This is a genomic window from Devosia sp. FKR38 (assembly GCF_005222805.1).
In the GTDB taxonomy this organism is placed as follows: domain Bacteria; phylum Pseudomonadota; class Alphaproteobacteria; order Rhizobiales; family Devosiaceae; genus Devosia.
Genome location: NZ_STGC01000005.1, coordinates 1187116 through 1211813, shown reverse-complemented (window position 1 = coordinate 1211813; position 24698 = coordinate 1187116). Strand labels below are relative to the sequence as shown.

Below are 24698 nucleotides of genomic sequence, written 5' to 3'. Positions count from 1 at the left end.
GCCACCGAAGCATCTCTGCTTCGGTGGCCGGTGGGAATGCAGGCTCGCCGCACTGTTGAGGGCTTGGGGGACAAGCGGCCAACACAACATTCCTGGTTCACCGGTTGCATGGGTCGCTTGCCGAGCCAGTGAACTGATGAAGAAGATGGTGTCCAAATGCGGCGAGAAAAGAGCACATCACTGCCTTGTGAAAGCCCCGCCCTTGGACCGCCAAAACCGGGGTGCAGTTGAAGCGCCGTCTAGAAGCTGTCATTTGAGGTGGATAGACGCTGCGCACCACGAAAGCGCGATTCCGCCGACGGCGGGTTCAATCCGGAACCCGCGAGATGAAAGAGAAACAGAGATGACGACCATCAGCCCCCCGCGCCTGGAGACCAAGTCCTTCACCGAGCCTGCGGAGGCCTGGCGTTATATGGCCGAGATCTACCATCGCAATACCGGCTTCATTCGCGGCCACCTGGCCTCGCTGGCCAAGGGCATTATCCCGCCCGGCCGTGTGCGTGCCTGTTATCCGCAGATCGAAGTGCGCTCCACCAGCTATAGCCGCAGCGAGAGCACCCTGCCCTATGGGTTCCTGCATACCCCGGGCATCTATCGCACCACCGTGACCGCGCCGGACCTGTTCTGCAGCTATTTCCAGGAACAGTTCGCCGTCATCCTGAAAAACCACGGCGGCACCATCGACATCGGGGAATCTGACACACCCATCCCGCTGCATTTCGCCGTGCCGGCCAATGAGCGGATCGATGGCGAGGCGCTCAATGCGCTCAATATCCCGCTGCGTGACGTGTTCGACGCGCCGGACCTGGGCAATACTGACGACGAGATCGCCAATGGCACCTTTGTGCCGCCGCGCGGCGGACCCTATCCGCTGGCTGCCTTTACCGCGCCGCGCGTGGACTATTCGCTGTTCCGGCTCAGCCACTACACTGGCACTGACGCGGGCCATTTCCAGAATTTCGTGATCTTCACCAATTACGCCTTTTACATCGACGAGTTCTGCCGCGTCGCCAAGCAATACCTGGCCGATGGCCACACGCACTACGAGAGCTTCATCGAGCCGGGCAATGTGGTGACCGACAATGCCCTGGCCGGTGGCAAGGTGGCGGGCACGTCGCCTGCCCGCGCGCCGCAGATGCCGGCCTATCACCTGACGGCCCCCAATGGCCGCGGCATCACCATGGTCAACATTGGCGTCGGCCCGTCCAACGCCAAGACCATCACCGACCATATCGCTGTGCTCCGGCCGCATGCCTGGATCATGCTGGGCCACTGTGCGGGCCTGCGCAATTCGCAGGAACTGGGCGATTATGTGCTCGCCCATGCCTATGTGCGTGAGGACCATGTGCTCGACGCCGACCTGCCGCTGTCGGTGCCGATCCCGGCGCTGGCCGAGGTGCAGGTGGCACTCGAGCAGGCCGTGCACGAGATCACCCAGACCGAAGGGCTCGAAACCAAAAAGATCATGCGCACCGGCACGGTGGCGACGTTTGACAATCGCAATTGGGAGCTGCGCGACCAGGCCGAGATCACCCAGCGGCTCAGCCAGTCGCGCGCCGTGGCGCTCGACATGGAGTCCGCGACCATTGCCGCCAACGGGTTCCGCTTCCGCGTGCCCTATGGCACGCTGCTCTGCGTCTCCGACAAGCCGCTGCATGGCGAACTCAAGCTGCCCGGCATGGCCTCGGATTTCTACCGCACGCAGATCAATCGGCATTTGCTGATCGGCCTGCGCGCCATGGAAATCCTGCGCGACCAGCCGGCCGAGCGGCTGCACTCGCGCAAGCTGCGCAGCTTTGCCGAGACGGCGTTTCAGTAGGGCGTCTTCCCATTTGTACATGTGGGGCGAAAGGGGCTTGCTTCAAGCCCCGCGCCTTGCTGTAGACGAGGGGCTCCCTGAAACAGGAGCTGCCCATGTACGCATCCGAACAGCCTGACACCGCGGTGTTCTACCATGGCACGCGCGCCGATCTCCGGATCGGCCAGCATATGGTGCCCGGTTACAAGTCCAACTTCGGTGCAGGCAAGCCGTCGTCATGGATCTATTTCGCAGCCACGCTCGAGGCTGCCATATGGGGGGCAGAGCTGGCCCAGGGCGCGGGGCGGCAGCGCATCTACATCGTCCGCCCCACAGGCCCGTTCGTTGACGATCCCAATCTCACCGACGCCAAGTTTCCTGGCAATCCGACACAGTCCTATCGCAGCCAGCATCCGCTGGAGATCGTAAGCGAGGTCGAGACCTGGCAGGGCCACGCCCCCGACGTGCTTCAGAAGATGAAGGACAGTGTGGAGCGGATGCGGCGCGAGGGGATCGAAGCGATCGACTGACAAAAAAGCCCGGTGTCACCACCGGGCTTTTCCGTAACCATTGTCGAACCGATCAGCGGCCCTTGACCACCGAGTAGCCGGCGTACTTGGCCGAGGTGCCGAGCTGCTCTTCGATGCGGATGAGCTGGTTGTACTTGGCCAGGCGATCGGAACGGCTGAGCGAGCCGGTCTTGATCTGACCGCAGTTGAGCGCCACGGCCAGGTCGGCAATGGTGGAATCTTCGGTTTCGCCCGAGCGATGCGACATCACCGAGGTATAGCCAGCGCGGTGTGCGGTATCGACGGCGTTGAGGGTTTCCGAGAGCGAGCCGATCTGGTTGACCTTGACCAGGATGGAGTTGGCCACCCCCATCTTGATGCCCGAGACGAGACGCTTGGTGTTGGTGACGAACAGGTCGTCGCCCACCAGCTGTACCTTGTCGCCGATGGCGTCGGTCAGGGCCTTCCAGCCTTCCCAGTCGTCCTCGGCCATGCCGTCTTCGATGGTGATGATGGGGTAGCGGGCAGCCAGGTCGGCCAGGAAGGCCACGTTTTCGTCTGAGCTCAGCGACTTGCCTTCGCCGACCATCTCATACTTGCCGCCCATGAAATATTCGGTGGCGGCGCAGTCGAGGCCCAGGAACACGTCTTCGCCGGGCTTGTAGCCGGCCTTTTCGATCGAGCGCATGATAAAGCCTAGCGCGTCGTCGGCGGATTTGAGGTTCGGCGCAAAGCCGCCTTCGTCACCCACGGAGGTGTTGTAGCCCTCGGCCGAGAGGCCCTTCTTGAGCGTGTGGAAGATTTCCGAGCCGATACGGACAGCGTCGGCCAGGTTCTCGGCGCCGGCGGGCAGGATCATGAATTCCTGCATGTCGATCGGGTTGTCGGCATGCTCGCCGCCATTGATGATGTTCATCATCGGCACGGGCAGCACATGGGCGTTCGGGCCGCCGATGTAGCGGTAGAAGGGCAGTTCGCTCGATTCGGCAGCGGCCTTGGCCACGGCCAGCGAAACACCCAGAATGGCATTGGCGCCCAGGCGCGACTTGTTCGGCGTGCCATCGAGATCGATCATGGCCTGGTCGACGGCGAGCTGGTCGAGCGCGTCCATGCCCTGGATTTCGTCGAAGATCGCCGAATTGACGTTCTCGACGGCCTGGGTCACGCCCTTGCCATTGTACTTCTTGCCGCCGTCGCGCAGCTCGACAGCCTCATGGGCGCCGGTGGAGGCACCCGAGGGCACTGCGGCGCGGCCGAAGCTGCCATCGTCGAGCACCACATCAACTTCGACCGTGGGGTTGCCGCGGCTGTCATAGATCTGGCGGCCGGTGACGTGGATGATTGAAGACATGGATAGCCCTTCCCGATGGGAGTTCACGCGATTGCTGGCCTTCTGTTAGACGCAGGTCATGACAGTGAAAAGAGGGCACCCAAGAAAAATTGCGCTGGGAGCGCCGATCGCGCCGTGCTTTGCCGCGCCAGCGGTTGTTCGTCGGCCGGATTATCGCTAATACGGGAGCAACCCTGAGGAGGACCGATGACGAACACAATGATCAAGCAGGTGGCCCATGTCTGCGTTTTTGCGCAGGATCTGGCCAAGACCGAAGCCTTCTATGTCGATGTGCTGGGCCTGGAGAAAGCCTTCGACTTCAACCGCGGCGAGGACTGGATCGGCTTCTATCTGGCCACTGGCGCGCGCACCTTTGTCGAAGTGTTCCGCCGCGACGCCGTGCAGTTTGCCGATAGCAATCCGATCAACCACCTGTGCTTTGAGACCGAGGACCTTGATGGTCTTCTGGCTCATGTGCGGGCCAAGGGCGTTGCCATCACCGACAAGAAGCTGGGCGTCGACGGCACCTGGCAGGCCTGGACCGCCGACCCCGATGGCGCCAAGATCGAGATCTTCCAGTACACGCCCCAAAGCAGGCAGTTCCAGCCGCATGGCGGCGTCTGCCAGGTCAACTGGTAGCCTCTAGCGGACCGGTCCGGTGACCTGGCCATTGGCGATCAGCCAGGTCACTGATTCCTGCACAGCCTCGAGGGAGGTATAGCGCGGCGCATAGCCGAGCAGGCGCCGACCCTTGTCGATCGAACAATTGGGCGAGCGGGCAATATGCTCCCAGGTGGCCTTGGCCTCCTCGGGGTCCTGCTCGGCGGCCCATTGCTCGAAGCCGGCAAAGCGCAGGCGCGGCTGGTGCCCGAACCAGCGATACATGGCCTCGGCATAGCCGCGCAGCGTTACGGCCGCGCCGGAGACGGCATGGAAGGCTTCGCCGACCGATGCGGTGCGATTGTCGATGGCGCGCACGATGACCTGGGCCACGTCGTCGGCATGCACATGATGCACGGTTTCCAGCCCGAAATTGGCCAGTGGTAGCTCGTCGCCACGCGCAATGGTGCTGAACACCGCCGGGTTGAAGTGGCCCGCCGGATTGAGCGGCGCCCAGCCGGGCCCGACGATATGGCCAGGATGCACCAGCGTGGCGGGAAACTGCTCCATGGCCGCCCGGTGCAGCAGGTCGGCCTCGATGGCGGCTTTGGCGACGCCATAGTCGCCGAAGGGGAATTTGACGGCCGATTCCGGCGTCGGCACCACGGCCGAGACGCCATGGGTCCAGATGGTGCCCACATGGATGAAGTGGCTGACCTGGCCGCGCAGTGCATCGGCCAGCTGGTTGTGGCTCTCCAGCGTGAAGCAGATGCAGTCCACCACGATATCGGCGCCCAGATTGGCAATGGCGCTGCCGAAGCTGCCCCGGGCCTCCTCGGCCGCGCGGTCGATGGTGACCATGCGGGCATGCTGCCAGACGGCGGACGGCTGATAGGGCTGCGCCCTGCCCCGGCTGACGGCAATCACCTCGTGCCCGGCCATGATCAATCGGGGCACCAGATAGGTGCCGATATGCCCGGTCGCGCCGATAATGACGATCTTGCTCATGGCCTAGTCCTCCGTCGTCTTTTTGTGGCCGTCGATCCCGTCGCGGCTATTGCCGTCGACTTCATCGCGGCGATGGCCGTCGATGCGCTTGTCGGCCAGTGCCTTTTCGGCGGCGGCCTGCTGTTTCTCCGCCTTGGTGCGCCCAAAGCTGATGCGGTTCTGCGCCGCCTGCGCCTCTTTGTCGGCCCGAGCCTTGTGCTTGCGCGCCATGCGCAGGTTGATGATCTCGGCCATGTTTGGCTCCGGGCTTGTCTCCCCTCTGGCTAGCATGGCGCGCCCCATCCGGCCAAGTCCGCTCGCCCCGAAGGGCGTGCCGCTGTCGGTAGTTTTCCGGTGTGCTGACGGGGATTTGTACCAATTGCGGGTCCTGCGGCCCGGGCCTTGACTGGCCCCGGGGACATGGTGTCCCGGGAGAGGCAGAGATGACGGAAGAGTTCATGGCCGGCGAGCCCATTCGCCCGTCCGTGCGCGAGAGTGGCGCGGGAATGCTGTGGTACCCCCTGGCCGAGGCGGTTAGCCCGCTGATGAAGACCCAGGGCAAATATGCCAATCGCTATCCGGTGGGCGCCATCGTCCACTATACGGCAGGGCACGACCAGAGCGAGGACGATGCGCGCGGCACGCTGTCCTGGGGCCGGCAGCAGGGCTATTGCTTCTTCGTCATCGGACCAACCGGCAAGATCTACCAGTCCTTCCCGCTCGACGAATGGGGCTATCACGCCGGCGAGTCGCATTGGCCCGGGCTGGGCTCGGGCGTGAGCTCCAAGCTGGTGGGCATTGAAGTCTGTAGCGCGGGCCTGCTCGATGCCAAGCGCAAGAGCTGGTTCGGCAAGACCTATCCGGCCGAGCAGACGCGCGAGGTCAAGGAGGCGGACTACGGCTGCCCGTCAGGCATCTACAAGGCCTATACCGATGCGCAGGAAGAGGCGCTGATCCGCCTGCTGCTCTGGCTCAAGAGCAACAAGCCCAATGTCTTCGACAATCGCTATGTGCTGGGCCACCACGAAGTCAGCGGCAAGCAGGGCATTGGCTATTGGCGCAAGCAGGATCCGGGCGGCGCCCTGTCGATGTCGATGCAGGCCCTGCGCAAGCGCCTCGACGCCGGCGGCTGAACCGGTCAGGCGGCGGGGCGGGGCAGCGTGAGATAGATGCTGTCGCACCATTCCTCGCCCAAGAGAAATGTGCGCTCGGCCCGGCCGGATTCGACAAAGCCGAGCCGGGCCAGCACGGCCAGCGAGGCGGCATTGCGCGGATCGACATCCGCCTTGAGGTTGGGCGTGTCGGTGACGGCAAAGATATGGGCGACGGCGGCCTTTGAGGCCTCGGTGGCAAAGCCCCTGCCCCAAAAGTCCGGATGAATGATGAAGCCGAAGTCGGGCAGCCGCCCGGCGCCGACTTCGCCGATCACCTGGCCATCAAGCTCAATGGCAAAGTGCTGGCCGCCGGTGGCCTCGCGGCCGACCATATTGTCGAGCCACGTCCGCGTCACCGACAGGTCGGCATGCGGCAGCGTCGACCAATAGCGCATGGCAAGGGGGCTAGAGGTGATCCCGAAGAAGGCATCGAGATCACCCGGTCTGGGCCGCCGGAGCAGCAGGCGCTCCGTGCGGATATGCACTAGACGAGCCGGCTTTGATCGATGGCCGCCGCGATGAAGCTGGCGAACAGCGGATGCGGCTCGAAGGGCTTGGACTTCAGCTCAGGGTGGAACTGCACGCCGATGAACCAGGGGTGGTCGGTGCGCTCGACGATCTCGGGCAGCTTGCCATCGGGCGAGACGCCGGAGAACAGCAGGCCGTTCTTCTCGAGCAACTTGCGATAGTCCATGTTCACCTCATAGCGGTGACGATGGCGCTCGGAGATGCGGGTGGTGCCATAGATATCGGCAACGCGGCTGCCGCGGGTGAGCTGGGCCGGATAAGCGCCCAGGCGCATGGTGCCGCCAAGGTCACCGTCATTGGCGCGCTTTTCGGTGTCATTGCCCTTCACCCATTCGGTCATCATGCCGACGATGGGCTCCTTGGTGGGGCCGAATTCGGTCGATGAGGCATTCTTGATGCCGGCGGTGTTGCGGGCCGCCTCGACGCAGGCCATCTGCATGCCAAAGCAGATGCCGAAATAGGGCACGTCCTTGACGCGGGCAAAGCGGGCTGCCTCGATCTTGCCAGCCGAGCCACGCTCGCCGAAGCCGCCGGGCACCAGGATGCCATGCACATGCTCGAGATAGGGTGCCGGGTCATCGCGCTCGAAGACCTCGGAATCAATCCACTGCAGGTTGACCTTGACCTTGTTGGCGATGCCGCCGTGGTTGAGGGCTTCCGAGAGGGATTTGTAGGCGTCCTTGAGGCCGGTGTACTTGCCCACGATGGCGATATTGACCTCGCCCTCGGGGTTGTGCAGCCGGGCCGACACGTCCTGCCAGGCGCTGAGGTCGGGGGCCGGCGCGTCGGTGATGCCAAAGGCGGCGAGCACTTCGCGGTCGAGGCCTTCCTCGTGATAGGCCAGCGGCACGTCATAGATCGAGGCGACGTCGAGGCCCTGGATCACGGCGGTTTCGCGCACGTTGCAGAACAGGGAGAGCTTTTTCTTCTCGCCTTCCGGAATCGGGCGATCGCAGCGGACCAGCAGCACGTCGGGCGCGATGCCGATGGAGCGCAGCTCCTTGACCGAGTGCTGGGTCGGCTTGGTCTTCAGCTCACCCGCCGAGCTGATATAGGGCATCAGCGTCAGGTGCAGATAGCAGGCATGGCCGCGCGGCAGATCATTGCCGAGCTGGCGGATGGCTTCAAAGAACGGCAGGCCTTCGATATCGCCGACGGTGCCGCCGATCTCGACCAGCACGAAATCGAAGTCCTCATTGCCTTCGAGCACGAAATTCTTGATCGCGTCGGTGACGTGGGGAATGACCTGGACAGTGGCGCCGAGATATTCGCCCTTCCGCTCCTTGGCCAGGATGTCCGAATAGATGCGGCCGGTGGTTATGTTGTCGCGCTTGTTGGCGGCGCGGCCGGTGAAGCGCTCGTAGTGGCCCAGGTCGAGATCAGTCTCGGCACCGTCGTCGGTGACGAACACCTCGCCGTGCTGGGTGGGCGACATCGTGCCCGGATCCACATTGAGATAGGGGTCGAGCTTGCGCAGGCGGACCTTGTAGCCGCGCGCTTGCAGGACAGCGCCGAGCGCCGCCGATGCAAGACCTTTACCCAATGAGGAGACCACGCCTCCGGTGATGAATACGTACCGAGCCATGGGCGCTCACCTTAATCACATCAGCATCGATTCGTAGAGCCGCCGTGCAGCTCTACACAAAAAGAAGAAGGGGATGTTTCCATCCCCCTCTTTGGTCTCGCCTTGCGGCGCTTAATTGGCCGGCGCGGCCGGTGTTTCGGCTGGGGCCGGGGTGGTCTCGGTCCCCGTAGCCGCAGGGGCAGCCGCAGCGGGCGCCGTGGTCGTGGTCTCGGCCGGAGCCGTCGTGCTGGCCGCAGGCGCCGTGGTGGCGTCGGTGGCGGCCGGCGCAGCCGGGGTATCGGCAGCGGGCGTGGTGGTCGTGCTCGGGGTCGGCACCGGCAGATCGCTGGTGCTCTCGGGCTGCAGCGAGTTCAGTGCGTCCAGCACGCTGCCCGGCGCCGTGGCATCAGGCGTGGTCACCGCACCGTCGATGATGCTGGTGGTACCGCGGTCGAGCTCGCTCAGAATCGTCAGGCCAATGGCCGTGGCAAAGAACAGGGTGGCCAGGATCGCCGTGGTGCGGGTCAGCAGGTTCGCCGAGCCGCGCGCGGTCATGAAGCCGCCGCCGCCACCACCGCCAATGCCCAGTGCGCCGCCCTCGGAGCGCTGCAGCAGGATCACCACAATCAGCGCCAGGACGATCAGCAGATAGGCCACAATCAGGACGTTCGCCATCGTGTCTCAGTCTATTGGTCTGTCAAAAGATGGCGCGTCATACACGCCTCGGGTCGTAATTGCCAGAGGCCGGGCCGATTTTCCGGCCGGCCTCAGGCAGTCACCGTCTAGACGGCGGAAATAATGGTGTAGAAGTCCTTTGCCAAGAGGCTGGCGCCACCGACCAGGCCCCCGTTGACATTGTCCACCGCCAGGATCTCGCGGGCATTCTGCGGCTTGAGCGAGCCGCCATAGAGAATGCGGATGGTCATGCCGGTCTCGGCAAAGCGCGATACCAGCTGCTGGCGGATATTGGCATGCATGCGGGCGATGTCGTCATTGGTCGGGGTGCGGCCGGTGCCGATGGCCCAGATCGGCTCATAGGCAATGATGACCTCATGCAGGCCCGCTGCGTCCGGCACCGAGCCGGCCAGCTGTTCGGCCACCACCGATTCCGCCTGGCCGCTGTCGCGCTGGGCTTCGGTTTCGCCCACGCAGATGATCGGCTTGAGGCCGGCGCCGATAGCCTGTTCGCCCTTGGCGCGCACGATGGCATCGGTCTCGCCATGGTTGGCGCGGCGCTCGGAGTGCCCCACGATCACATATTGGGCACCGGCATCGGCAAGCATGGCGGCCGAAATGTCGCCGGTATGGGCGCCCGAGGCCTGGGCGTGACAGTCCTGGCCACCGGCCAGGATGCCGGCGGTGGCGCCGAGCTGGCACACTTCCGATAAAATGGTGGCTGGTGGGCAGATAACCACGAGCGCACGCGGGGATTCACCGGTGGTGAGCAGGGCTGCGAGCGCCGATATCTCGTCCAGCGCCCCCCGCAACCCGTTCATTTTCCAGTTCCCTGCGATCAGCGGCGATATTGTCGTGGTCACTGTTTGCTTCTCCTGCCTCTTGCACCGGAACGGGGATTGCCCTAACCCCGGCTGTCAAAATGGATTACTAATGCCCTGCCACCACTGTGGTAAAGGCTCAAGTCTCTGAAACGGAACGCTCGATATGCTCGATAGTTTGCGCGGTTTTGCGAAATCCTGGCCCGGCAAGATCATGGGAGCGTTCCTTTTGGTGGGCATAGCGGGCTTTGGCGTCAACAATGTGATCGGTGGTCTCAATACCACTTCGGTGGGCAAGGTGGGCAACCAGGACATCTCGCTGCGCAGCTTCCAGCGCGCCTATCAGGCGCAGCTCAACCAGGTCGCCCAGCAGATCGGCCAGATGCCGACCGCCGAGCAGGCCATGAGCTTTGGCATTCCCTCCACCGTGCTGCAGAGCCTGTCGCAGGATGCGGCGCTCGACCAGCTCGCCGACCAGTTCGGCCTGGGCGCATCGGACAAGAAGCTCAGCGAAATGCTGCGGCAGGATCCGGCCTTCCAGGGCACGCTGGGCAATTTCGATCCCACCGCCTTCAAGCAGGTGCTGGCCCGCAGCGGCTTCACCGAGTCCGAATATTTCGATGATCAGCGCAATGCGGCGCGCCGCCAGCAGCTGATTCTGAGCCTGTTCGCCGACACCACGCTGAGCAGCACCGCCTCGAGCCTGATCAACCGCTATGCCGCCGACCAGCGCACGGTGGATTATTTCGTGCTGACCGATGCCAATCTGCCGGCCCCTGCGGCCCCCACCGAGGACGAGCTGGCCAGCTATCTCAAGGATCACCAGTCCGAGTTCCGCACGGTCGAGACCCGGACGGTGCAGATGCTGCGCCTGTCGCCGGCCGATCTGGCTGCCACCAAGGTGATCACGCCAGAGGCGATCGCCGCCGAATATGAGCGCACCAAGGCCAATCTGACCAAGGCCGAGCGCCGCACCATCCAGCAGGTCGTGCTCAACGATACCCAGCTGGCCGCCTTTGAAGCCGGGCTCGCTGCCGGCACGCCCTTTGAGACGCTGGTCACCGACAATGGCCTGACCGCCACCGATCTGGGCACGCTGGCCCAGGCCGATATCACCGACACCAACCTCGCCACGGCCGCCTTTGGCCTCGCCCAGGGCGCGTTCGTCATCGTTGACGGCGTTGCCGGCAAGCGTGCCGTGCATGTCTCGGCCATCGAGGCCGGCGGTGTGCCGACGCTGGACGAAGCCAGCGCGCAGATCGCCCAGGACCTGGCTCGCGTGCAGGCCCGCAATGAAATCGCTGATGTGCAGGACCAGATTGAGGAACTGCGCGCTGCCTTCCGTCCGCTCAGCGAAATCGCCCAGCGCTTCGGCCTCAAACTCTATGATGCCAAGGTCACCGCCGGCGGCAGCGAGCTCAGCGTGCTGCCCGATCTGGATAGCGCCGACGTGCCCCGCGTCAGCCAGGCCATCTTCAAGGCCGAGCAGGGCCAGCTCACCTCGGCCATTCCCCTGGCCGGCAGCGGCAATCTCTATTTCGATCTGACCGCCGTCGATCCGGCCCGCGACCAGACGCTGGACGAGGTGCATGACGATGTTGTCGCTGCCCTGACCACCGAGCGCAGCAATGCCGCGCTGCTGGCCGCAACGGCCGACGCCGTGGCCAAGCTCGATGCCGGCACGCCCCTGGCCGATGTCGCGTCCGCCTATAGCCTCTTCCCGCAGCTCAGCTCGCCCTTCACCCGCTTTGGGGCCGAGGATGGCACCATTGACGCCACCGTGGCCGCAGCGGCCTTTGCCGGCGACGCCAAGCATCACGGCACGGCCGTGAGCGAGAGCGGCGAATATGTGGTGTTCCAGGTCGTTGATCTGGTCGCCGCCGAAGGTGCGCTCGAAGCCAATGCCGGCAAGAGCCTCGAAAACGAGGTTCGCGTCGGCCTCTATGGTGATTTCGTCACCGCCGTGCGCGACGACGCCGGACTCCGCATCAACCAGCAGGCGATCAATCAGATCCTTGCCGTCAATACCGGCCTGTAAGTACAGGCCGGCCCAACCCCAAACCGGATATGAACACGATGGTCGACGTCGATTTTCAGCACTTCTGCGCGCAATATGATGCCGGGAAGTCGCAGATCGTCTGGCGTCGCATCGTGGCCGACCTCGAGACGCCCGTTGGCACCTATCTCAAGCTGGCGCAGGGCCGGAAGAACACCTTCCTGCTTGAGTCGGTGCAGGATGCCGCCGTGCGGGGCCGCTACTCGATCATTGGCCTATTGCCAGATGTGATCCTCAAGGTCGAGGGGGGCACCGCCAGCATCAATCGCAATGCCCAGCTCAGCGACACCGGTTTCGAGCCCCTGCCCGCGTTGCCGCTCGATGCCCTGCGCCATCTGGTGGCCGACAGCGCCATCGAAGTGCCGCCCGGCCTGCCGCCGCAGTCCGCCGGCGTCTATGGCTATCTGGGCTATGAGATGGTCCGCTATATGGAAGTGCTGCCCGACAGCAATCCGACGGACATCGATACGCCCGAGGCGGTGCTGATGCGTCCCTCGCTGCTGGCCATCTTCGATACGCTTAAGGACGAGCTCTATCTGACCGCGCCGGTCTATGTGCGGTCGGGCGTTTCGGCCCGCCAGGCCTATGAGGCCGCCCAGGGCCGCATTGACGACGCTATCGACCGGCTCGGCCGCGCCATGCCGACCACCCCTGTCCTGCCCGACCTCGAAACCATTGCGGTCACCAGCAATACCTCCAGGGACGAGTATTTCGCCATGGTGGCGCGGGCCAAGGAGTACATCACGGCCGGGGACATTTTCCAGGTGGTGCTGAGCCAGCGCTTCTCGGCCGATTTCAGCCTGCCGCCCACCGCGCTCTATCGCGCGCTGCGCCGCACCAATCCCAGCCCCTACATGTATTTCCTCGATTTCGGCGGCTTTGCCGTGGCCGGTTCGAGCCCGGAAATCCTGGTGCGGGTGCAGGATGGCGAAGTCACCATCCGGCCGATCGCCGGCACCCGCAAGCGCGGCGCCACCCCGACGCGCGATCAGGAGCTGGCGGCAGAACTGCTCAGCGACCCCAAGGAACTGGCCGAGCATCTGATGCTGCTCGATCTGGGCCGCAATGACGTCGGCCGCGTCGCCAAGACCGGCACGGTCAAGGTCACCGACAAGTTCTTCCTCGAATACTACTCCCACGTCATGCACATCGTCTCCAATGTGGTGGGCGTGCTCGATCCCAAATATGACTTCGTTGACGCGCTTTCGGCGGGCTTTCCCGCCGGCACCGTCTCGGGCGCGCCCAAAGTGCGAGCCATGGAGATCATCGACGAGCTGGAAAAGTCGCGCCGCGGCATCTATGGCGGCTGCGTCGGCTATTTCGGCGCCGATGGCACCATGGACACTTGTATCGTGCTGCGCACCGCCATCCTCAAGGATGGTAAGCTGCATGTGCAGGCCGGCGCCGGCATTGTCGCCGACAGCGTGCCCGAACTCGAGCAGATGGAATGCGAAAACAAGGCCCGCGCCCTTTTCAGCGCCGCCGAGGAAGCGCTACGCTATGCTGGCGAGGCGAGGATCGGGCAATGAGTGTGGCAGGCAAGTTTCAATCGCGATGGCGGCGCTGGTTCTGAACGCAGCAGCAGAGCCAATTTTCAGGGACAGGCCCAATGACCAAGACCCTCGTCATCGATAATTACGACAGCTTTACCTACAATCTCGTGCATTTCCTGGGCGAACTGGGTGCCGACATCACCGTCGTGCGCAACGACAAGATCACGCTCGATGAGATCGCCGCCGTGGCGCCCGAGGCCATTGTGCTGTCGCCCGGCCCCTGCACGCCCAATGAGGCCGGCATCTGCCTGGCGGCCATCGAACGCTTCAAGGGCGAGATCCCCATGCTCGGCGTGTGCCTGGGTCATCAGGCCATGGGCCAGGCGCTGGGCGGCGAAGTGATCCGCGCGCCCCATCTGGTGCATGGCAAGACCTCCAAGATCCACCACACCGGCAAGGGCCTGTTCCGTGGCCTCAACAATGATTTTGAGGCCACGCGCTATCACTCGCTGCTCGTGCGCCGCGAAAGCCTGCCCGATGTGCTCGAAGTCACCGCCACCACCGATGACGGGCTGATCATGGGCATGCAGCACAAGACCCTGCCCGTCCATGGCGTGCAGTTCCATCCCGAGAGCATCGCCAGCGAGAACGGCCACGCTCTCCTGCAGAACTTCCTCGACATTGCCCGCGACTTCAACCTCAAGCGAGCCGCGTGATGGACATCAAGCAAGCCCTGAGCAAGATCGCCGAAGGTCGCGATCTGACCGGCGAGGAAATGCGCGGCGTCATGCGCATCATCATGGCCGGCGAAGCGACCCCCAGCCAGATTGGCGCCTTCCTGATGGGCATGCGCGTCAAGGGTGAGACTGTGGTGGAGATCGCTGCCGCCGTTTCTATCCTGCGTGAACAAATGGTGCCGGTGACCGCGCCCGAGGGGGCCATCGACATCGTTGGCACCGGTGGTGACGGCGCTGGTACGCTCAATATCTCCACGGCCAGCGCCATTGTCGTGGCAGCCTCAGGCGTTCCGGTGGCCAAGCATGGCAATCGCGCGCTGTCGTCCAAGTCCGGCGCCTCGCAGGTGCTTGAGGCCCTGGGCGTCAAGCTTGACCTCACCCCGGTCGAGATCGGCGCCTGCGTTGGCAGCGCCGGCATCGGCTTCATGTTTGCGCCCAGCCATCACCCGGCCATGCGCCATGTCGGCCCCTCGCGCGCCGAGCTCGGCACGCGAACGCTGTTCAACCTCCTTGGCCCTCAGTCCAATCCAGCTGGCGTTCGCCGCTATCTGCTGGGCGTCTATGATGAGCGCTGGGTCGAGCCGGTGGCGGCAGCGCTGCTCGCCAATCGCGCCATCAAGGCCTGGGTTGTGCATGGTAGCGACGGGCTGGATGAAATCACCACGACGGGGCCGACCCATGTCGCCCAGATCGAGGGCGGGAGCCTGACCACCTTTGAAATCACACCCGAGCAGTTTGGCCTGCCGCGGGCAACGCTGGACGATCTGCGCGGCGGCGACCCGGCGGATAACGCTGTTGCGATGCACGCCCTGCTCGATGGCAAGCCCAGCGCCTACCGCGACATCGTGCTGCTCAATGCCGGCGCGGCGCTCCTGGTGGCCGACAAGGTGACCACAATTGACGACGGCATTGCCATGGCGCGGGACGTGATCGACACCGGCAAGGCCAAGGACACACTCGCCCGGCTCGTGGCGGTATCGAACGGACGACAGGCATGACCGATATTCTCAAGCAGATCGAGCTCTACAAGCGCGAGGAAATCGCGGCGGCCAAGGCCATGCGGCCCTGGGCCGAGGTGGTGGCACAGGCCCATGACCAGCCCGCGCCGCGCGGTTTCGTCAAGGCCATCAAGGCCAAGCGCGCCGCCGGCCAATATGCCCTGATTGCCGAGGTGAAGAAGGCCAGCCCCTCCAAGGGCCTGATCCGCGCCGATTTCAACCCGGCCGAGATAGCCCGCAGCTATGAAATGGCCGGCGCGGCCTGTCTCTCGGTGCTCACCGACCGGCCGAGCTTTCAGGGCTCGCCCAGCTATCTGATCGAAGCCCGTGCGGCGACGCAGCTTCCGGTGCTGCGCAAGGACTTTTTGTTCGAGACCTATCAGGTCGCCGAAGCCCGCGCCTGGGGCGCCGACTGCATTCTGATCATTCTCGATGCCGTGGGCGATGACGTGGCGCGCTATCTGCTCGACGCCGCCGAAGAGTGGAAGATGGATGCCCTGGTCGAGGTGCATAACCAGCTCGAGCTCGACCGCGCCCTGGCGCTGGGCGCTGGCTTCATCGGCATCAACAACCGCAATCTGCGTACCTTCGAGACGACGCTGCAGACCTCGATCAACCTGGCCGTGGGCGTGCCCAAGGGGACGCTGCTGGTCAGCGAAAGCGGCATCGGCGGCCATGCCGATCTGGTGCGGCTCGATTCCGAGGCCGGCATTGGCACGTTCCTGGTGGGTGAAAGCCTGATGCGGCATGACGATGTGGCCGCGGCCACCCGCGCGCTGCTCATGGGCACGCCGCAGGCCGCCCGCTGATGGCCGGCGGGCTGACCCATCTCAACGAGAAGGGCGAAGCCCGCATCGTCGACATCGGTGACAAGGCGGTTACCCATCGCCGGGCCGTGGCCCAGGCGCTGCTGGTCGGCCAGCCGGCCACCATTGCCACCATCATGGGCGGCGGGCTCAAGAAGGGCGACGCCCTGGCCGTTGCCCGCATTGCCGGCATCATGGGTGCCAAAAAGACCGCCGAGCTGATCCCGCTCTGCCACCCCATCGCGCTGACCAAGGTCAGCGTCGACATTTCTGCGCAGGGCGACGACACCATCCGCATCGAAGCGACAGCCGAGACGACCGGGCAGACCGGGGTGGAAATGGAGGCCCTGGTCGCGGCCTCCACTGCCGCGCTGACCCTTTATGACATGGCCAAGGCCATCGACCGCGCCATGGTCATTACCGATCTGTGCCTGCTGGCCAAATCCGGCGGCAAATCGGGTGATTTCCAGCGCGACGAGCCCGCTGCGCCATGAGCCTGCTCCCCGTCGAAGACGCCATTGCCGCCATTCTGGCGCGGGTGCCTGTGCCAACAGGCGAGGCCGTGCCGCTGGCCGCGGCCGCCGGCCGCGTCCTCTTTGCGCCGCTGCGCGCCGGGCATGATCAGCCGCCGTTTCCCGCCAGTGCCATGGATGGCTATGCCGTGCGCGCCGCCGATATCGTGCCCGGCCATGCGCTGCGCCGCATCGGCATGGCGCAGGCTGGCGCCGGCTTTGCTGGCCAGGTCGGCGCGGGGGAAACCGTGCGCATCTTCACCGGCGCGCCCCTGCCCGCCGGTGCCGATGCCGTCATCATGCAGGAAGAGGCCGTGGCCGAGGGCGACCTCGTGCGCTTCTCCAGCCAGCCGCAGCCCGGCCGCAGCGTGCGGCCGCTGGGCAGCGATTTTGCCCGGGGTCAGCGCCTGCTCGATCCTGGCGTCCGGCTCACCGCCATGCAGCTGGCTGTCGCCGCCGCCGCAAATGCGCCCGAGCTGGTCGTAGCGCGGCGGCCGCGCCTGGCTCTTTTGGCCACAGGCGACGAGCTCGAACTGCCCGGCGCCGTATTGGGGCCCGACCAGATCATTGCCTCCAACAGTTTTGGCCTCGCGCCGCTTCTGGCCCCCTATGCCGAGACCATTGCCGACCATGGCATCGCCCGCGACGACCGCGCCCAGTTGCGCGCCAAGCTCGAAGCGATCTTTGCCACGCAGCCCGATGTGGTCATCACCACCGGCGGCGCCAGCGTGGGCGAGCATGATATCGTCCAGGAAATTCTGCTCGAACTCGGCGTGACGCTCGATTTCTGGCGCATCAATATGCGCCCGGGCAAGCCGCTGATGTTCGGCACCCGCGGCAAGACGCTGGTGTTTGGCCTGCCGGGCAATCCGGTTTCGGCCATGGTCACCGCCATTGCCTTCATCAAGCCAGCCCTGCGCGCCTGGCTGGGCCTTGCGCCGCAGCCGGTCTGGCATCTGCCGCTGGCCGGCCCGACCACGGCCAACACCGCCCGGCGCCATTTCATGCGCGCCCAGCTGGTCCATACAGCCACGGGCCCGATGGCTCTGCCCATCAGCCAGACCGACAGCGGCCATACCTCGTCGCTGGCCGCGGCCGAGCTCCTGATCGTGCAGCCCGAGCATGATCCCGGGCAGCCGGTCGGCGCGCTTGTCGAGACCGTGGTGATCGACGCGTTCTGAGCATCCAGCCCAACGTCAAGGGCTGGATTTTGCGGGGATATTGCAGAACATAACTGGAACACGTATAGTCGTTCTGTCTATGTTCCGATTCTCTCCCCGAGGGGCCCATGCTCACGCGCAAACAACACGAGCTGCTGATGTTCATCCACGAGCGGATGAAGGAGAGCGGTATTCCGCCGTCGTTCGACGAGATGAAGGATGCGCTCGATCTGGCGTCCAAATCGGGCATTCACCGGCTGATCACGGCCCTTGAGGAACGCGGCTTCATCCGCCGACTGCCCAACCGGGCCCGCGCGCTCGAAGTGGTCAAGCTCCCCGATTCCATGAACCCCTCGCTCGGCGGCCGCAAGGCGCGCTTTGAGCCATCGGTCATCGAGGGCAATCTGGGCAAGGTGGCGAGCCCGCCGTCGCGCATGTCGGCTGCCGAAGATTATGCCCGCCCCATCTCGGTGCCGGTCATGGGCCGCATCGCGGCCGGTACGCCCATCGAGGCGATCCAGAACCATTCGCACACCATCATGGTGCCGCCCGAAATGCTGGGCAGTGGCGAGCATTATGCGCTCGAAGTGCGCGGCGACTCGATGATCGACGCCGGCATTTTCGATGGCGACACCGTGCTGATCAAAAAGCAGGACCAGGCCAGCACCGGCGAAATCATCGTGGCTCTGGTGGATGATGAAGAAGCCACGCTCAAGCGCCTGCGCCGCAAGGGCAATACCGTGGCGCTGGAAGCGGCCAATCCGGCCTATGAGACCCGCATCTTTCCGCCCGATCGCGTCAAGGTGCAGGGACGCCTCGTGGGTCTGTTGCGCAAGTACTGATCCCAGCGGCGGCGCATCGGCGCCGGGCTCGGGATAGACACATAGACACCGGCTGGCGGATGCTGGCCTGGATGAGAAGCGCGGCCATCGCCGCGCTTTTTTGTGTCTGGCCCCTCTGCTCCGGCGCTGCTCTTCGCGCTGCTAGTCTGCTGTCTTGATCTCCAGCCGGGTGACCCAGTTGGCCGGGTCGGGAACGTCGGACGGGTCGGTTTCATAGATCTCCAGCCGGCAGGCGAAGTGGTCGCCATCGGCCGCCTCCGTCACATCCCAGGCAATGCCGCGCTCCTTGGCCCAGCCGATCAGCATGGCTGTGGCGTCATAGAGCTGGTCATAGGGTCCGGTGTGGGTTGTGGTGACAAACTTGCCGGCCGGCAGCGTGCCGAATTGGATCGGGCCACTGGCCTCGCCCAGCCGGCTCACCGCCACCCCGGCCTCGATATCGAGCGTGCCGGTCATGTCGATGCGGCGGTAGTTGAAGAAGGGCGCGCCGACCGGAGCGATGCCGTGCTGCCCCAGCCAGGCAAACAGGGCCGGAAAGCCCTCGTCCGCCGGCTTGGCGACGGCACTCATCGGCACCGAATAGGCGATGAAAGCATAGGATTTGGCCGGTCTGGCCTCAATCTGGGGAATGGTGGGCACTCTGTTCTCCTCTCCAAGGGCGATGCACTGCATCGGCATGGTGACAAGACGATCCGGCCCGGCCGGTTTCGACACGCGGCGCCGAAACTTCAGGCGCTCACTGGCGCGCCTCGGGCGGCGGCACGTCGGTGCTGGTCTTGCACTCGATCAGCCACACATCATAGATCGCGTGGTCAATGGCATGCAGCGCCGGGCTGTCGGCGAACATCCAGCCGGTAAAGATGCGCTTGGAGGCGCCATTGAGGCTGCGCTGGTCCACCTCGAGAAAGGCCGAGGTGCGCTGCGTCTCGGTGGCGGCGCGGTTGTAGCAGGCGCGCGGCGTCAGCTCGAGCGCGCCGAACAGCACGGTTTCGCCGATATAGACGTCAAAACGGGTGATTCGACCGGTGATCTTGTCCAGCCCGGCAAAGGTCGCCACCGGATTGGCAATCGGCTGCGCCTGGACCTGCGGCGCAAACGCCAGCAATGCCAGGGCCGCAAGCTGCCCCAGCATGGCGCGCATGCGGGTCACAATGGATCGGTGGCGCAAGGCGCCGGCCTTATTCGGGCGACCAGGCGGTGTAGTCGCCGGTCACGCGCGGGCGCTCGCCCTTGCTGAGCAGGCTGCCATCGGGACGGTAGGCGGCTGCCGTGCCGGTCAGATTGGCTTCATGCGGAAGCTGCCAGCTCTTGGCGACATAATTGGCCTTGGTGGGCACCACATCGGTGCGGTGGTGCATCCAGCCATGCCAGCCTTCGCCAATGGTGGAAGCGTCGGCATAGCCGGCATAGGTCACATAGCGGCGGTCCGCCTTGCGATCCTGGTAGTATTTGTTGCCGAATTCATCGCTGCCGACATAGTCGCCAAAGCGCCAGATCCACAGACGGGTTCCCCATGTCTGTCCGCCCCACCAGGAGAAGATTTCTGTCAGGAACTGCTTGATACCGGATTTGGCCAATTCTTCGATTCCGTCGTCGTCGAGGGATGCGCTAGGCCGGGTGTACCATGGGTCGGTGGCACAGCCTAGTGTTGCCGGAGGGGTTTGATGGTGTTTTTGCGGGGTCCGGCAGGCCCACTGCGCAGGGTGACCGCCGTCCCCTGCCCCATACGAGCGCTATGGGGCCACCGGGTCCGCCACACACAAGCTCTGGTGTGTGCCTGGTGGGTCCATGCCAACCACATTGTTGCCAAAATATCTGCGCTTGACAGCTTTTCCGGGCAGCGATTCTGCCTGTCTTCCGGCATGGTGAACATCATCCTAACGCCGCGCCGTCGTGGCCGGAAGGTCAGGATTCGCGGGGCCTTAGCGGGGGTTTCTCGGCAAGTTCATGTGACGAAGATGTGACATCAAACCCCGCCTGAACCGGCCCGATCAAGACCCGGTTTTCCTTGCCATTTGTCCCCACTATCCACATATTGAGCCTACTAGACGTTGTCATGCGACCCGGCCCGACCACTACACCTTGTGATTTCTTGCGTTGACGCTGGATTTGAATCGGCAGATGTTTTTGATCGTCCGCAGCGCCTCCCGCCGCGGGCAAAAGACCCCTGCTGAGAGCGTTGGCACCAGACCGGCACCAGGCATGGGCACAGGCAAGTTTTTCGGACCCGGCCACGGGTTCGGTTGGTGACGCGTCAACACAGATTTGGATGAGAAGCCGGTTTTCGGCTCGCGGGCCTTCGTGTGCCCGCTACATTGGGGACTAAGACGACTATGCGCATTGAACGCCGGTTCACGACAGCCAACCAGGATCGCTACAGCGGCATCGACTTCCGCTCGGCCACCAGCGAGATCCGCAATCCGGATGGCTCGGTGGTCTTCAAGCTCGAAGACATCGCGATTCCGTCGACCTGGAGCCAGGTTGCCGCTGACATCATTGCGCAGAAGTATTTCCGCAAGGCCGGCGTCGCCAAGGTGCTCAAGAAGGTTGAGGAGAATTCTGTCCCCAGCTGGCTGTGGCGCTCGGTCCCCGATGAGGCTGCCCTGGCCAAGCTGCCCGAAGCAGAGCGCTTTGGTTCGGAAATGGACAGCCGCCAGGTGTTTGATCGCCTGGCCGGCACCTGGACCTATTGGGGCTGGAAGGGCGGCTATTTCGACAGCGAGGAAGATGCCCTCGCCTTCCGCGACGAGCTCGCCTTCATGCTGGCCACCCAGCGCGTGGCGCCCAACAGCCCGCAGTGGTTCAACACGGGCCTGCACTGGGCCTATGGCATTGATGGCCCCGGCCAGGGCCATTTCTATGTCGACCCCTTCACCCACAAGCTGGTGAGCTCGAAGAGCTCCTACGAGCATCCGCAGCCGCATGCCTGCTTCATCCAGTCGGTCAATGACGATCTGGTCAATGAGAACGGCATCATGGACCTGTGGGTCCGCGAAGCGCGCCTGTTCAAATATGGCTCGGGCACGGGCACCAATTTCTCGGCCCTGCGCGGCTCGGGCGAGCGTCTGTCGGGCGGCGGCAAGTCGAGCGGCCTGATGAGCTTCCTCAAGATCGGCGACCGTGCTGCCGGCGCCATCAAGTCGGGCGGCACCACCCGCCGCGCCGCCAAGATGGTGGTGCTGGACATCGATCACCCCGATGTCGAGGAATATATCAACTGGAAGGTCAAGGAAGAGCAGAAGGTGGCCGCGCTGGTCACCGGCTCCAAGGTGGTCTCCAAGCACCTCAAGGCCATTATGAAGGCCGCCGTGAACTGCGACGGTTCGGGCGACGATTGCTTCGACGTGGCCAAGAACCCTGCCCTCAAGCGCGAAGTGCGCGCCGCCAAGAAGGCCCTGGTGCCGGAGAACTACATTTTCCGCGTCATCCAGTTCGCCAAGCAGGGCTATACCGATATCGAATTCCCGGTCTACGACACCGATTGGGACAGCGAAGCCTATCTCACCGTCTCCGGCCAGAACTCGAACAATTCGGTGCGCGTCACCGACGATTTCCTGCGCGCCGTTGAGGGCGACAGCGACTGGCAGCTCAAGGCCCGCTCCTCGGGCAAGGTGACCAAGACGCTCAAGGCCCGCGACCTCTGGGAACAGGTGGGCTATGCCGCCTGGGCCTCGGCCGATCCCGGCATCCAGTATCACACCACCATCAATGAGTGGCACACCTCCCCCGAAGCCGGTCCGATCAATGCATCGAACCCCTGCTCGGAATATATGTTCCTTGATGACACCGCCTGCAATCTGGCGTCGGTGAACCTGCTGCCCTATCGCAATACCGATGGCAGCTTTGACACCGCCGCCTATGAGCACACCGTCCGTCTGTGGACCATCGTGCTCGAAGTCTCGGTGATGATGGCGCAGTTCCCGTCCAAGGCGATTGCCGAGCGCTCGTTCGAATATCGCACGCTGGGCATTGGCTATGCCAATATCGGCGGGTTCCTGATGACCTCGGGCATTCCCTATGACTCGGTGGAAGGCCGCGCCATCGCTGGCGCCGTCACCGCCATCATGACCGGCGTCTCCTATGCCACCTCGGCCGAAATGGCCAAGGAACTGGGCCCGTTCAAGGACTACAAGCGCAACGCCAAGCACATGCTGCGCGTCATCCGCAACCATCGCAACGCCGCCCATGGCAATGCGACCGGCTATGAAGGCCTCTCCATCACGCCGGTGCCGCTGGACCATGCCAATCTGATCGATGCGGCCCTCAGCGAACGCGCCAAGCTGGCCTGGGACAATGCCCTGGCGCTCGGCGAGAAGCATGGCTTCCGTAACGCCCAGGTTTCGGTTATCGCCCCCACCGGCACCATCGGCCTGGTGATGGATTGCGACACCACCGGCATCGAGCCCGATTTCGCCCTGGTCAAGTTCAAGAAGCTGGCCGGTGGCGGCTACTTCAAGATCATCAACCGCGCCGTGCCGCCGGCCCTGCGCACCCTGGGCTATTCGGAAGGCGACATTGCCGAGATGGAGGCCTATGCGGTCGGCCATGGCAATCTCAACCAGGCGCCGGGCATCAACCCCTCGACCCTGCGCGCCAAGGGCTTTACCGACGACAAGATCGCCGCGCTCAACGCCGCGACCGCCTCGGCCTTTGACATCAAGTTCATCTTCAACCAGTGGACGCTGGGTGCCGATTTCCTCAAGAGCCTGGGCGTAACCGATGCGCAGCTCAATGACTTCAGCTTTGACCTGCTGAGCTTCCTGGGCTTTTCCAAGAAGGACGTCGAGGCCGCCAATATCCACGTCTGTGGCGCCATGACGCTCGAAGGCGCGCCGCACCTCAAGGCCGAGCACCTGCCGGTGTTCGACTGTGCCGCTCCCTGCGGCAAGATCGGCAAGCGTTCGCTGTCGATCGAAAGCCACATCCTGATGATGGCGGCGGCCCAGCCGTTCATCTCGGGCGCCATCTCCAAGACCATCAACATGCCCAATGATGCGACGGTGGAAGACGCCAAGGAAGCCTATATGATGAGCTGGCGCCTGGCCCTCAAAGCCAACGCCCTCTATCGCGATGGCAGTAAGCTCAGCCAGCCGCTCAATTCCTCCGTCCTGGCCGCGGCCGATGACGATGAGGATGATGCGGCCGAGGAACTGGCTGCCCTGTCGGCTGCCGCCCGCGTGCCCCATGTCGCCGAACGCATTGTCGAGCGCATCGTCGAAACGGTCGTGCGCGACCGCGAAAAGATGCCCGATCGCCGCAAGGGCTATACCCAGAAGGCCGTGGTCGGTGGCCACAAGGTCTATCTGCGCACCGGCGAATATGACGATGGTCGCCTGGGCGAGATCTTCATCGACATGCACAAGGAAGGCGCCGCCTTCCGCGCGATGATGAACAATTTCGCCATCGCCATCTCGCTGGGCCTGCAATATGGCGTGCCGCTGGACGAGTATGTGGAGGCCTTCACCTTCACCCGCTTCGAGCCCGCCGGCATGGTGATGGGCAATGACCGGATCAAGAACGCCACCTCAATCCTCGACTATGTGTTCCGCGAACTGGCCGTTTCCTATCTGGACCGCGACGACCTGGCCCATGTGAACCCGGAAAGCCCGACTTCGCTGGGCAAGGGCAATGACGAGAGCAAGGGCGGTCGTGCCGCTCCGGCCCCGGCAGCCCCCATGCAGGCCGATCGCTTCGTGTCGCGTGGCATGACCCGTGGTCGCGTCACCAACAAGAGCCTGATGATCGTCTCGGGCGATCACCAGTATAACCCCGTGCAGGCGATGCAGACCTCGACCGTGACCGCCCTCAAGACGGCCACCGCGCTCAAGGTCGACACCCAGCTCAGCCCCTCGGCCTTCGCGCCGGCGGAACTGAACCCGATCCCCAGCCCGCCGCCGTCCAAGGACACGGGGCTCCTGCGCGCCGAAGCCCAGATGAAGGGCTACACCGGCGACCAGTGCACCGAGTGCCATAATTTCACGATGGTCCGGAACGGCACGTGCCTGAAGTGCGATACGTGCGGCACGACGACGGGTTGTAGCTGAGGGAAGCGCGTACACTCTTTACGCGATTGGAATGAACGTCGAGGTGCCAGCAAGCTGGCACCTCGACTGATTTTTATGTACCGC

At 64.2% G+C, this 24698-nt stretch carries 23 protein-coding genes; 13 read left to right on the top strand and 10 right to left on the bottom strand.

Annotated features, from left to right (window positions below):
- The first annotated feature begins 343 nt into the window (after window positions 1-343).
- Window positions 344-1819 carry an AMP nucleosidase gene (locus tag E8M79_RS10895; RefSeq protein ID WP_137151922.1) on the top strand — a complete coding sequence of 492 codons (1476 nt, stop codon included), beginning with the start codon at window positions 344-346 and terminating at the stop codon, window positions 1817-1819.
- 95 nt (window positions 1820-1914) lie between these two features.
- A complete protein-coding gene (gene arr, locus E8M79_RS10890; protein ID WP_137151921.1) occupies window positions 1915-2328 on the top strand; it encodes an NAD(+)--rifampin ADP-ribosyltransferase in 414 nt (137 codons plus the stop codon).
- 52 nt (window positions 2329-2380) lie between these two features.
- Here arr and eno read toward each other — a convergent pair whose 3' ends face one another.
- The gene (gene eno, locus E8M79_RS10885; protein ID WP_137151920.1) at window positions 2381-3658 is read right to left on the bottom strand and encodes a phosphopyruvate hydratase; all 1278 of its coding nucleotides are present in this window, start codon (window positions 3656-3658) and stop codon (window positions 2381-2383) included.
- A gap of 186 nt (window positions 3659-3844) precedes the next feature.
- Here eno and E8M79_RS10880 point away from each other — a divergent pair, with 186 nt between their 5' ends.
- Window positions 3845-4276, top strand: a complete 432-nt coding sequence (locus E8M79_RS10880; protein WP_248304972.1) for a VOC family protein — start codon at window positions 3845-3847, stop codon at window positions 4274-4276.
- A gap of 3 nt (window positions 4277-4279) precedes the next feature.
- On the opposite strand, the gene E8M79_RS10875 is transcribed toward E8M79_RS10880, so the two are convergent.
- Together E8M79_RS10875 and E8M79_RS10870 are read right to left on the bottom strand one after the other, a co-directional pair.
- Entirely contained in the window at window positions 4280-5245 is a 966-nt protein-coding gene (locus tag E8M79_RS10875) for an NAD-dependent epimerase/dehydratase family protein (protein WP_137151919.1), read from the bottom strand.
- 3 nt (window positions 5246-5248) lie between these two features.
- On the bottom strand, window positions 5249-5479 hold the full coding sequence (locus E8M79_RS10870; protein WP_137151918.1) for a DUF4169 family protein: 231 nt from the start codon (window positions 5477-5479) through the stop codon (window positions 5249-5251).
- Window positions 5480-5667: 188 nt separating this feature from the next.
- On the opposite strand from E8M79_RS10870, the gene E8M79_RS10865 reads away from it, so the two are divergent.
- On the top strand, window positions 5668-6357 hold the full coding sequence (locus E8M79_RS10865; protein WP_137151917.1) for a peptidoglycan recognition family protein: 690 nt from the start codon (window positions 5668-5670) through the stop codon (window positions 6355-6357).
- 5 nt (window positions 6358-6362) lie between these two features.
- On the opposite strand, the gene E8M79_RS10860 is transcribed toward E8M79_RS10865, so the two are convergent.
- From E8M79_RS10860 to tpiA, 4 genes are all read right to left on the bottom strand, one after another.
- A complete protein-coding gene (locus tag E8M79_RS10860) occupies window positions 6363-6863 on the bottom strand; it encodes a GNAT family N-acetyltransferase (protein ID WP_137151916.1) in 501 nt (166 codons plus the stop codon).
- Window positions 6863-8491, bottom strand: a complete 1629-nt coding sequence (locus E8M79_RS10855) for a CTP synthase (protein ID WP_137151915.1) — start codon at window positions 8489-8491, stop codon at window positions 6863-6865. Before E8M79_RS10855 ends, E8M79_RS10860 begins: the two co-directional genes overlap by 1 nt.
- A gap of 111 nt (window positions 8492-8602) precedes the next feature.
- Complete coding sequence (secG, locus tag E8M79_RS10850; protein WP_137151914.1) at window positions 8603-9145, bottom strand: preprotein translocase subunit SecG; 543 nt, start codon at window positions 9143-9145, stop codon at window positions 8603-8605.
- Between the two features lie 107 nt (window positions 9146-9252).
- Window positions 9253-10008, bottom strand: coding sequence for a triose-phosphate isomerase (gene tpiA, locus E8M79_RS10845; RefSeq protein ID WP_137151913.1), 756 nt, complete (start codon window positions 10006-10008; stop codon window positions 9253-9255).
- Between the two features lie 124 nt (window positions 10009-10132).
- Between tpiA and E8M79_RS10840 the strand changes: the two genes are divergently transcribed.
- The 8 genes from E8M79_RS10840 (at window position 10133) to lexA (ending at window position 18570) form a co-directional block, all read left to right on the top strand.
- Entirely contained in the window at window positions 10133-12004 is a 1872-nt protein-coding gene (locus E8M79_RS10840; protein ID WP_137151912.1) for a peptidylprolyl isomerase, read from the top strand.
- 38 nt (window positions 12005-12042) lie between these two features.
- A complete protein-coding gene (trpE, locus tag E8M79_RS10835) occupies window positions 12043-13551 on the top strand; it encodes an anthranilate synthase component I (protein ID WP_137151911.1) in 1509 nt (502 codons plus the stop codon).
- A gap of 80 nt (window positions 13552-13631) precedes the next feature.
- Window positions 13632-14231, top strand: coding sequence for an aminodeoxychorismate/anthranilate synthase component II (locus tag E8M79_RS10830; protein ID WP_137151910.1), 600 nt, complete (start codon window positions 13632-13634; stop codon window positions 14229-14231).
- Window positions 14231-15250, top strand: a complete 1020-nt coding sequence (gene trpD, locus E8M79_RS10825) for an anthranilate phosphoribosyltransferase (protein WP_137151909.1) — start codon at window positions 14231-14233, stop codon at window positions 15248-15250. Before E8M79_RS10830 ends, trpD begins: the two co-directional genes overlap by 1 nt.
- Window positions 15247-16059 (top strand): indole-3-glycerol phosphate synthase TrpC, encoded by an 813-nt coding sequence (gene trpC, locus E8M79_RS10820; RefSeq protein ID WP_137151908.1) that lies wholly within the window; start codon window positions 15247-15249, stop codon window positions 16057-16059. Before trpD ends, trpC begins: the two co-directional genes overlap by 4 nt.
- A complete protein-coding gene (gene moaC, locus E8M79_RS10815) occupies window positions 16059-16550 on the top strand; it encodes a cyclic pyranopterin monophosphate synthase MoaC (RefSeq protein ID WP_137151907.1) in 492 nt (163 codons plus the stop codon). The genes trpC and moaC overlap by 1 nt, the downstream gene beginning before the upstream one ends.
- Complete coding sequence (gene glp, locus E8M79_RS10810; protein WP_137151906.1) at window positions 16547-17749, top strand: gephyrin-like molybdotransferase Glp; 1203 nt, start codon at window positions 16547-16549, stop codon at window positions 17747-17749. Before moaC ends, glp begins: the two co-directional genes overlap by 4 nt.
- Before the next feature lie 107 nt (window positions 17750-17856).
- Window positions 17857-18570: a transcriptional repressor LexA gene (gene lexA, locus E8M79_RS10805; RefSeq protein WP_137151905.1), complete on the top strand. Its 714-nt coding sequence runs from the start codon at window positions 17857-17859 to the stop codon at window positions 18568-18570.
- A gap of 141 nt (window positions 18571-18711) precedes the next feature.
- On the opposite strand, the gene E8M79_RS10800 is transcribed toward lexA, so the two are convergent.
- From E8M79_RS10800 to E8M79_RS10790, 3 genes are all read right to left on the bottom strand, one after another.
- The gene (locus tag E8M79_RS10800) at window positions 18712-19209 is read right to left on the bottom strand and encodes a GyrI-like domain-containing protein (RefSeq protein WP_171015824.1); all 498 of its coding nucleotides are present in this window, start codon (window positions 19207-19209) and stop codon (window positions 18712-18714) included.
- Between the two features lie 97 nt (window positions 19210-19306).
- Window positions 19307-19702 (bottom strand): DUF2155 domain-containing protein, encoded by a 396-nt coding sequence (locus E8M79_RS10795; protein WP_248305058.1) that lies wholly within the window; start codon window positions 19700-19702, stop codon window positions 19307-19309.
- A gap of 46 nt (window positions 19703-19748) precedes the next feature.
- On the bottom strand, window positions 19749-20132 hold the full coding sequence (locus E8M79_RS10790) for an NADH:ubiquinone oxidoreductase subunit NDUFA12 (protein ID WP_137153347.1): 384 nt from the start codon (window positions 20130-20132) through the stop codon (window positions 19749-19751).
- Window positions 20133-20903: 771 nt separating this feature from the next.
- Between E8M79_RS10790 and E8M79_RS10785 the strand changes: the two genes are divergently transcribed.
- Window positions 20904-24614: a vitamin B12-dependent ribonucleotide reductase gene (locus tag E8M79_RS10785; protein WP_137151903.1), complete on the top strand. Its 3711-nt coding sequence runs from the start codon at window positions 20904-20906 to the stop codon at window positions 24612-24614.
- Window positions 24615-24698: the final 84 nt, after the last annotated feature.

What these genes read in the sequence shown, in the direction of transcription:
- secG (WP_137151914.1), bottom strand. Translation starts at nt 9,145, where the DNA reads ATGGCGAACGTCCTGATTGTGGCCTATCTGCTGATCGTCCTGGCGCTG.
- eno (WP_137151920.1), bottom strand. Translation starts at nt 3,658, where the DNA reads ATGTCTTCAATCATCCACGTCACCGGCCGCCAGATCTATGACAGCCGC.
- moaC (WP_137151907.1), top strand. Translation starts at nt 16,059, where the DNA reads ATGGCCGGCGGGCTGACCCATCTCAACGAGAAGGGCGAAGCCCGCATC.
- E8M79_RS10870 (WP_137151918.1), bottom strand. Translation starts at nt 5,479, where the DNA reads ATGGCCGAGATCATCAACCTGCGCATGGCGCGCAAGCACAAGGCTCGG.
- lexA (WP_137151905.1), top strand. Translation starts at nt 17,857, where the DNA reads ATGCTCACGCGCAAACAACACGAGCTGCTGATGTTCATCCACGAGCGG.
- E8M79_RS10795 (WP_248305058.1), bottom strand. Translation starts at nt 19,702, where the DNA reads ATGCTGGGGCAGCTTGCGGCCCTGGCATTGCTGGCGTTTGCGCCGCAG.
- E8M79_RS10895 (WP_137151922.1), top strand. Translation starts at nt 344, where the DNA reads ATGACGACCATCAGCCCCCCGCGCCTGGAGACCAAGTCCTTCACCGAG.
- glp (WP_137151906.1), top strand. Translation starts at nt 16,547, where the DNA reads ATGAGCCTGCTCCCCGTCGAAGACGCCATTGCCGCCATTCTGGCGCGG.
- E8M79_RS10855 (WP_137151915.1), bottom strand. Translation starts at nt 8,491, where the DNA reads ATGGCTCGGTACGTATTCATCACCGGAGGCGTGGTCTCCTCATTGGGT.
- E8M79_RS10785 (WP_137151903.1), top strand. Translation starts at nt 20,904, where the DNA reads ATGCGCATTGAACGCCGGTTCACGACAGCCAACCAGGATCGCTACAGC.
- arr (WP_137151921.1), top strand. Translation starts at nt 1,915, where the DNA reads ATGTACGCATCCGAACAGCCTGACACCGCGGTGTTCTACCATGGCACG.
- E8M79_RS10840 (WP_137151912.1), top strand. Translation starts at nt 10,133, where the DNA reads ATGCTCGATAGTTTGCGCGGTTTTGCGAAATCCTGGCCCGGCAAGATC.
- trpD (WP_137151909.1), top strand. Translation starts at nt 14,231, where the DNA reads ATGGACATCAAGCAAGCCCTGAGCAAGATCGCCGAAGGTCGCGATCTG.
- trpE (WP_137151911.1), top strand. Translation starts at nt 12,043, where the DNA reads ATGGTCGACGTCGATTTTCAGCACTTCTGCGCGCAATATGATGCCGGG.
- E8M79_RS10880 (WP_248304972.1), top strand. Translation starts at nt 3,845, where the DNA reads ATGACGAACACAATGATCAAGCAGGTGGCCCATGTCTGCGTTTTTGCG.
- E8M79_RS10830 (WP_137151910.1), top strand. Translation starts at nt 13,632, where the DNA reads ATGACCAAGACCCTCGTCATCGATAATTACGACAGCTTTACCTACAAT.
- trpC (WP_137151908.1), top strand. Translation starts at nt 15,247, where the DNA reads ATGACCGATATTCTCAAGCAGATCGAGCTCTACAAGCGCGAGGAAATC.
- E8M79_RS10865 (WP_137151917.1), top strand. Translation starts at nt 5,668, where the DNA reads ATGACGGAAGAGTTCATGGCCGGCGAGCCCATTCGCCCGTCCGTGCGC.
- E8M79_RS10875 (WP_137151919.1), bottom strand. Translation starts at nt 5,245, where the DNA reads ATGAGCAAGATCGTCATTATCGGCGCGACCGGGCATATCGGCACCTAT.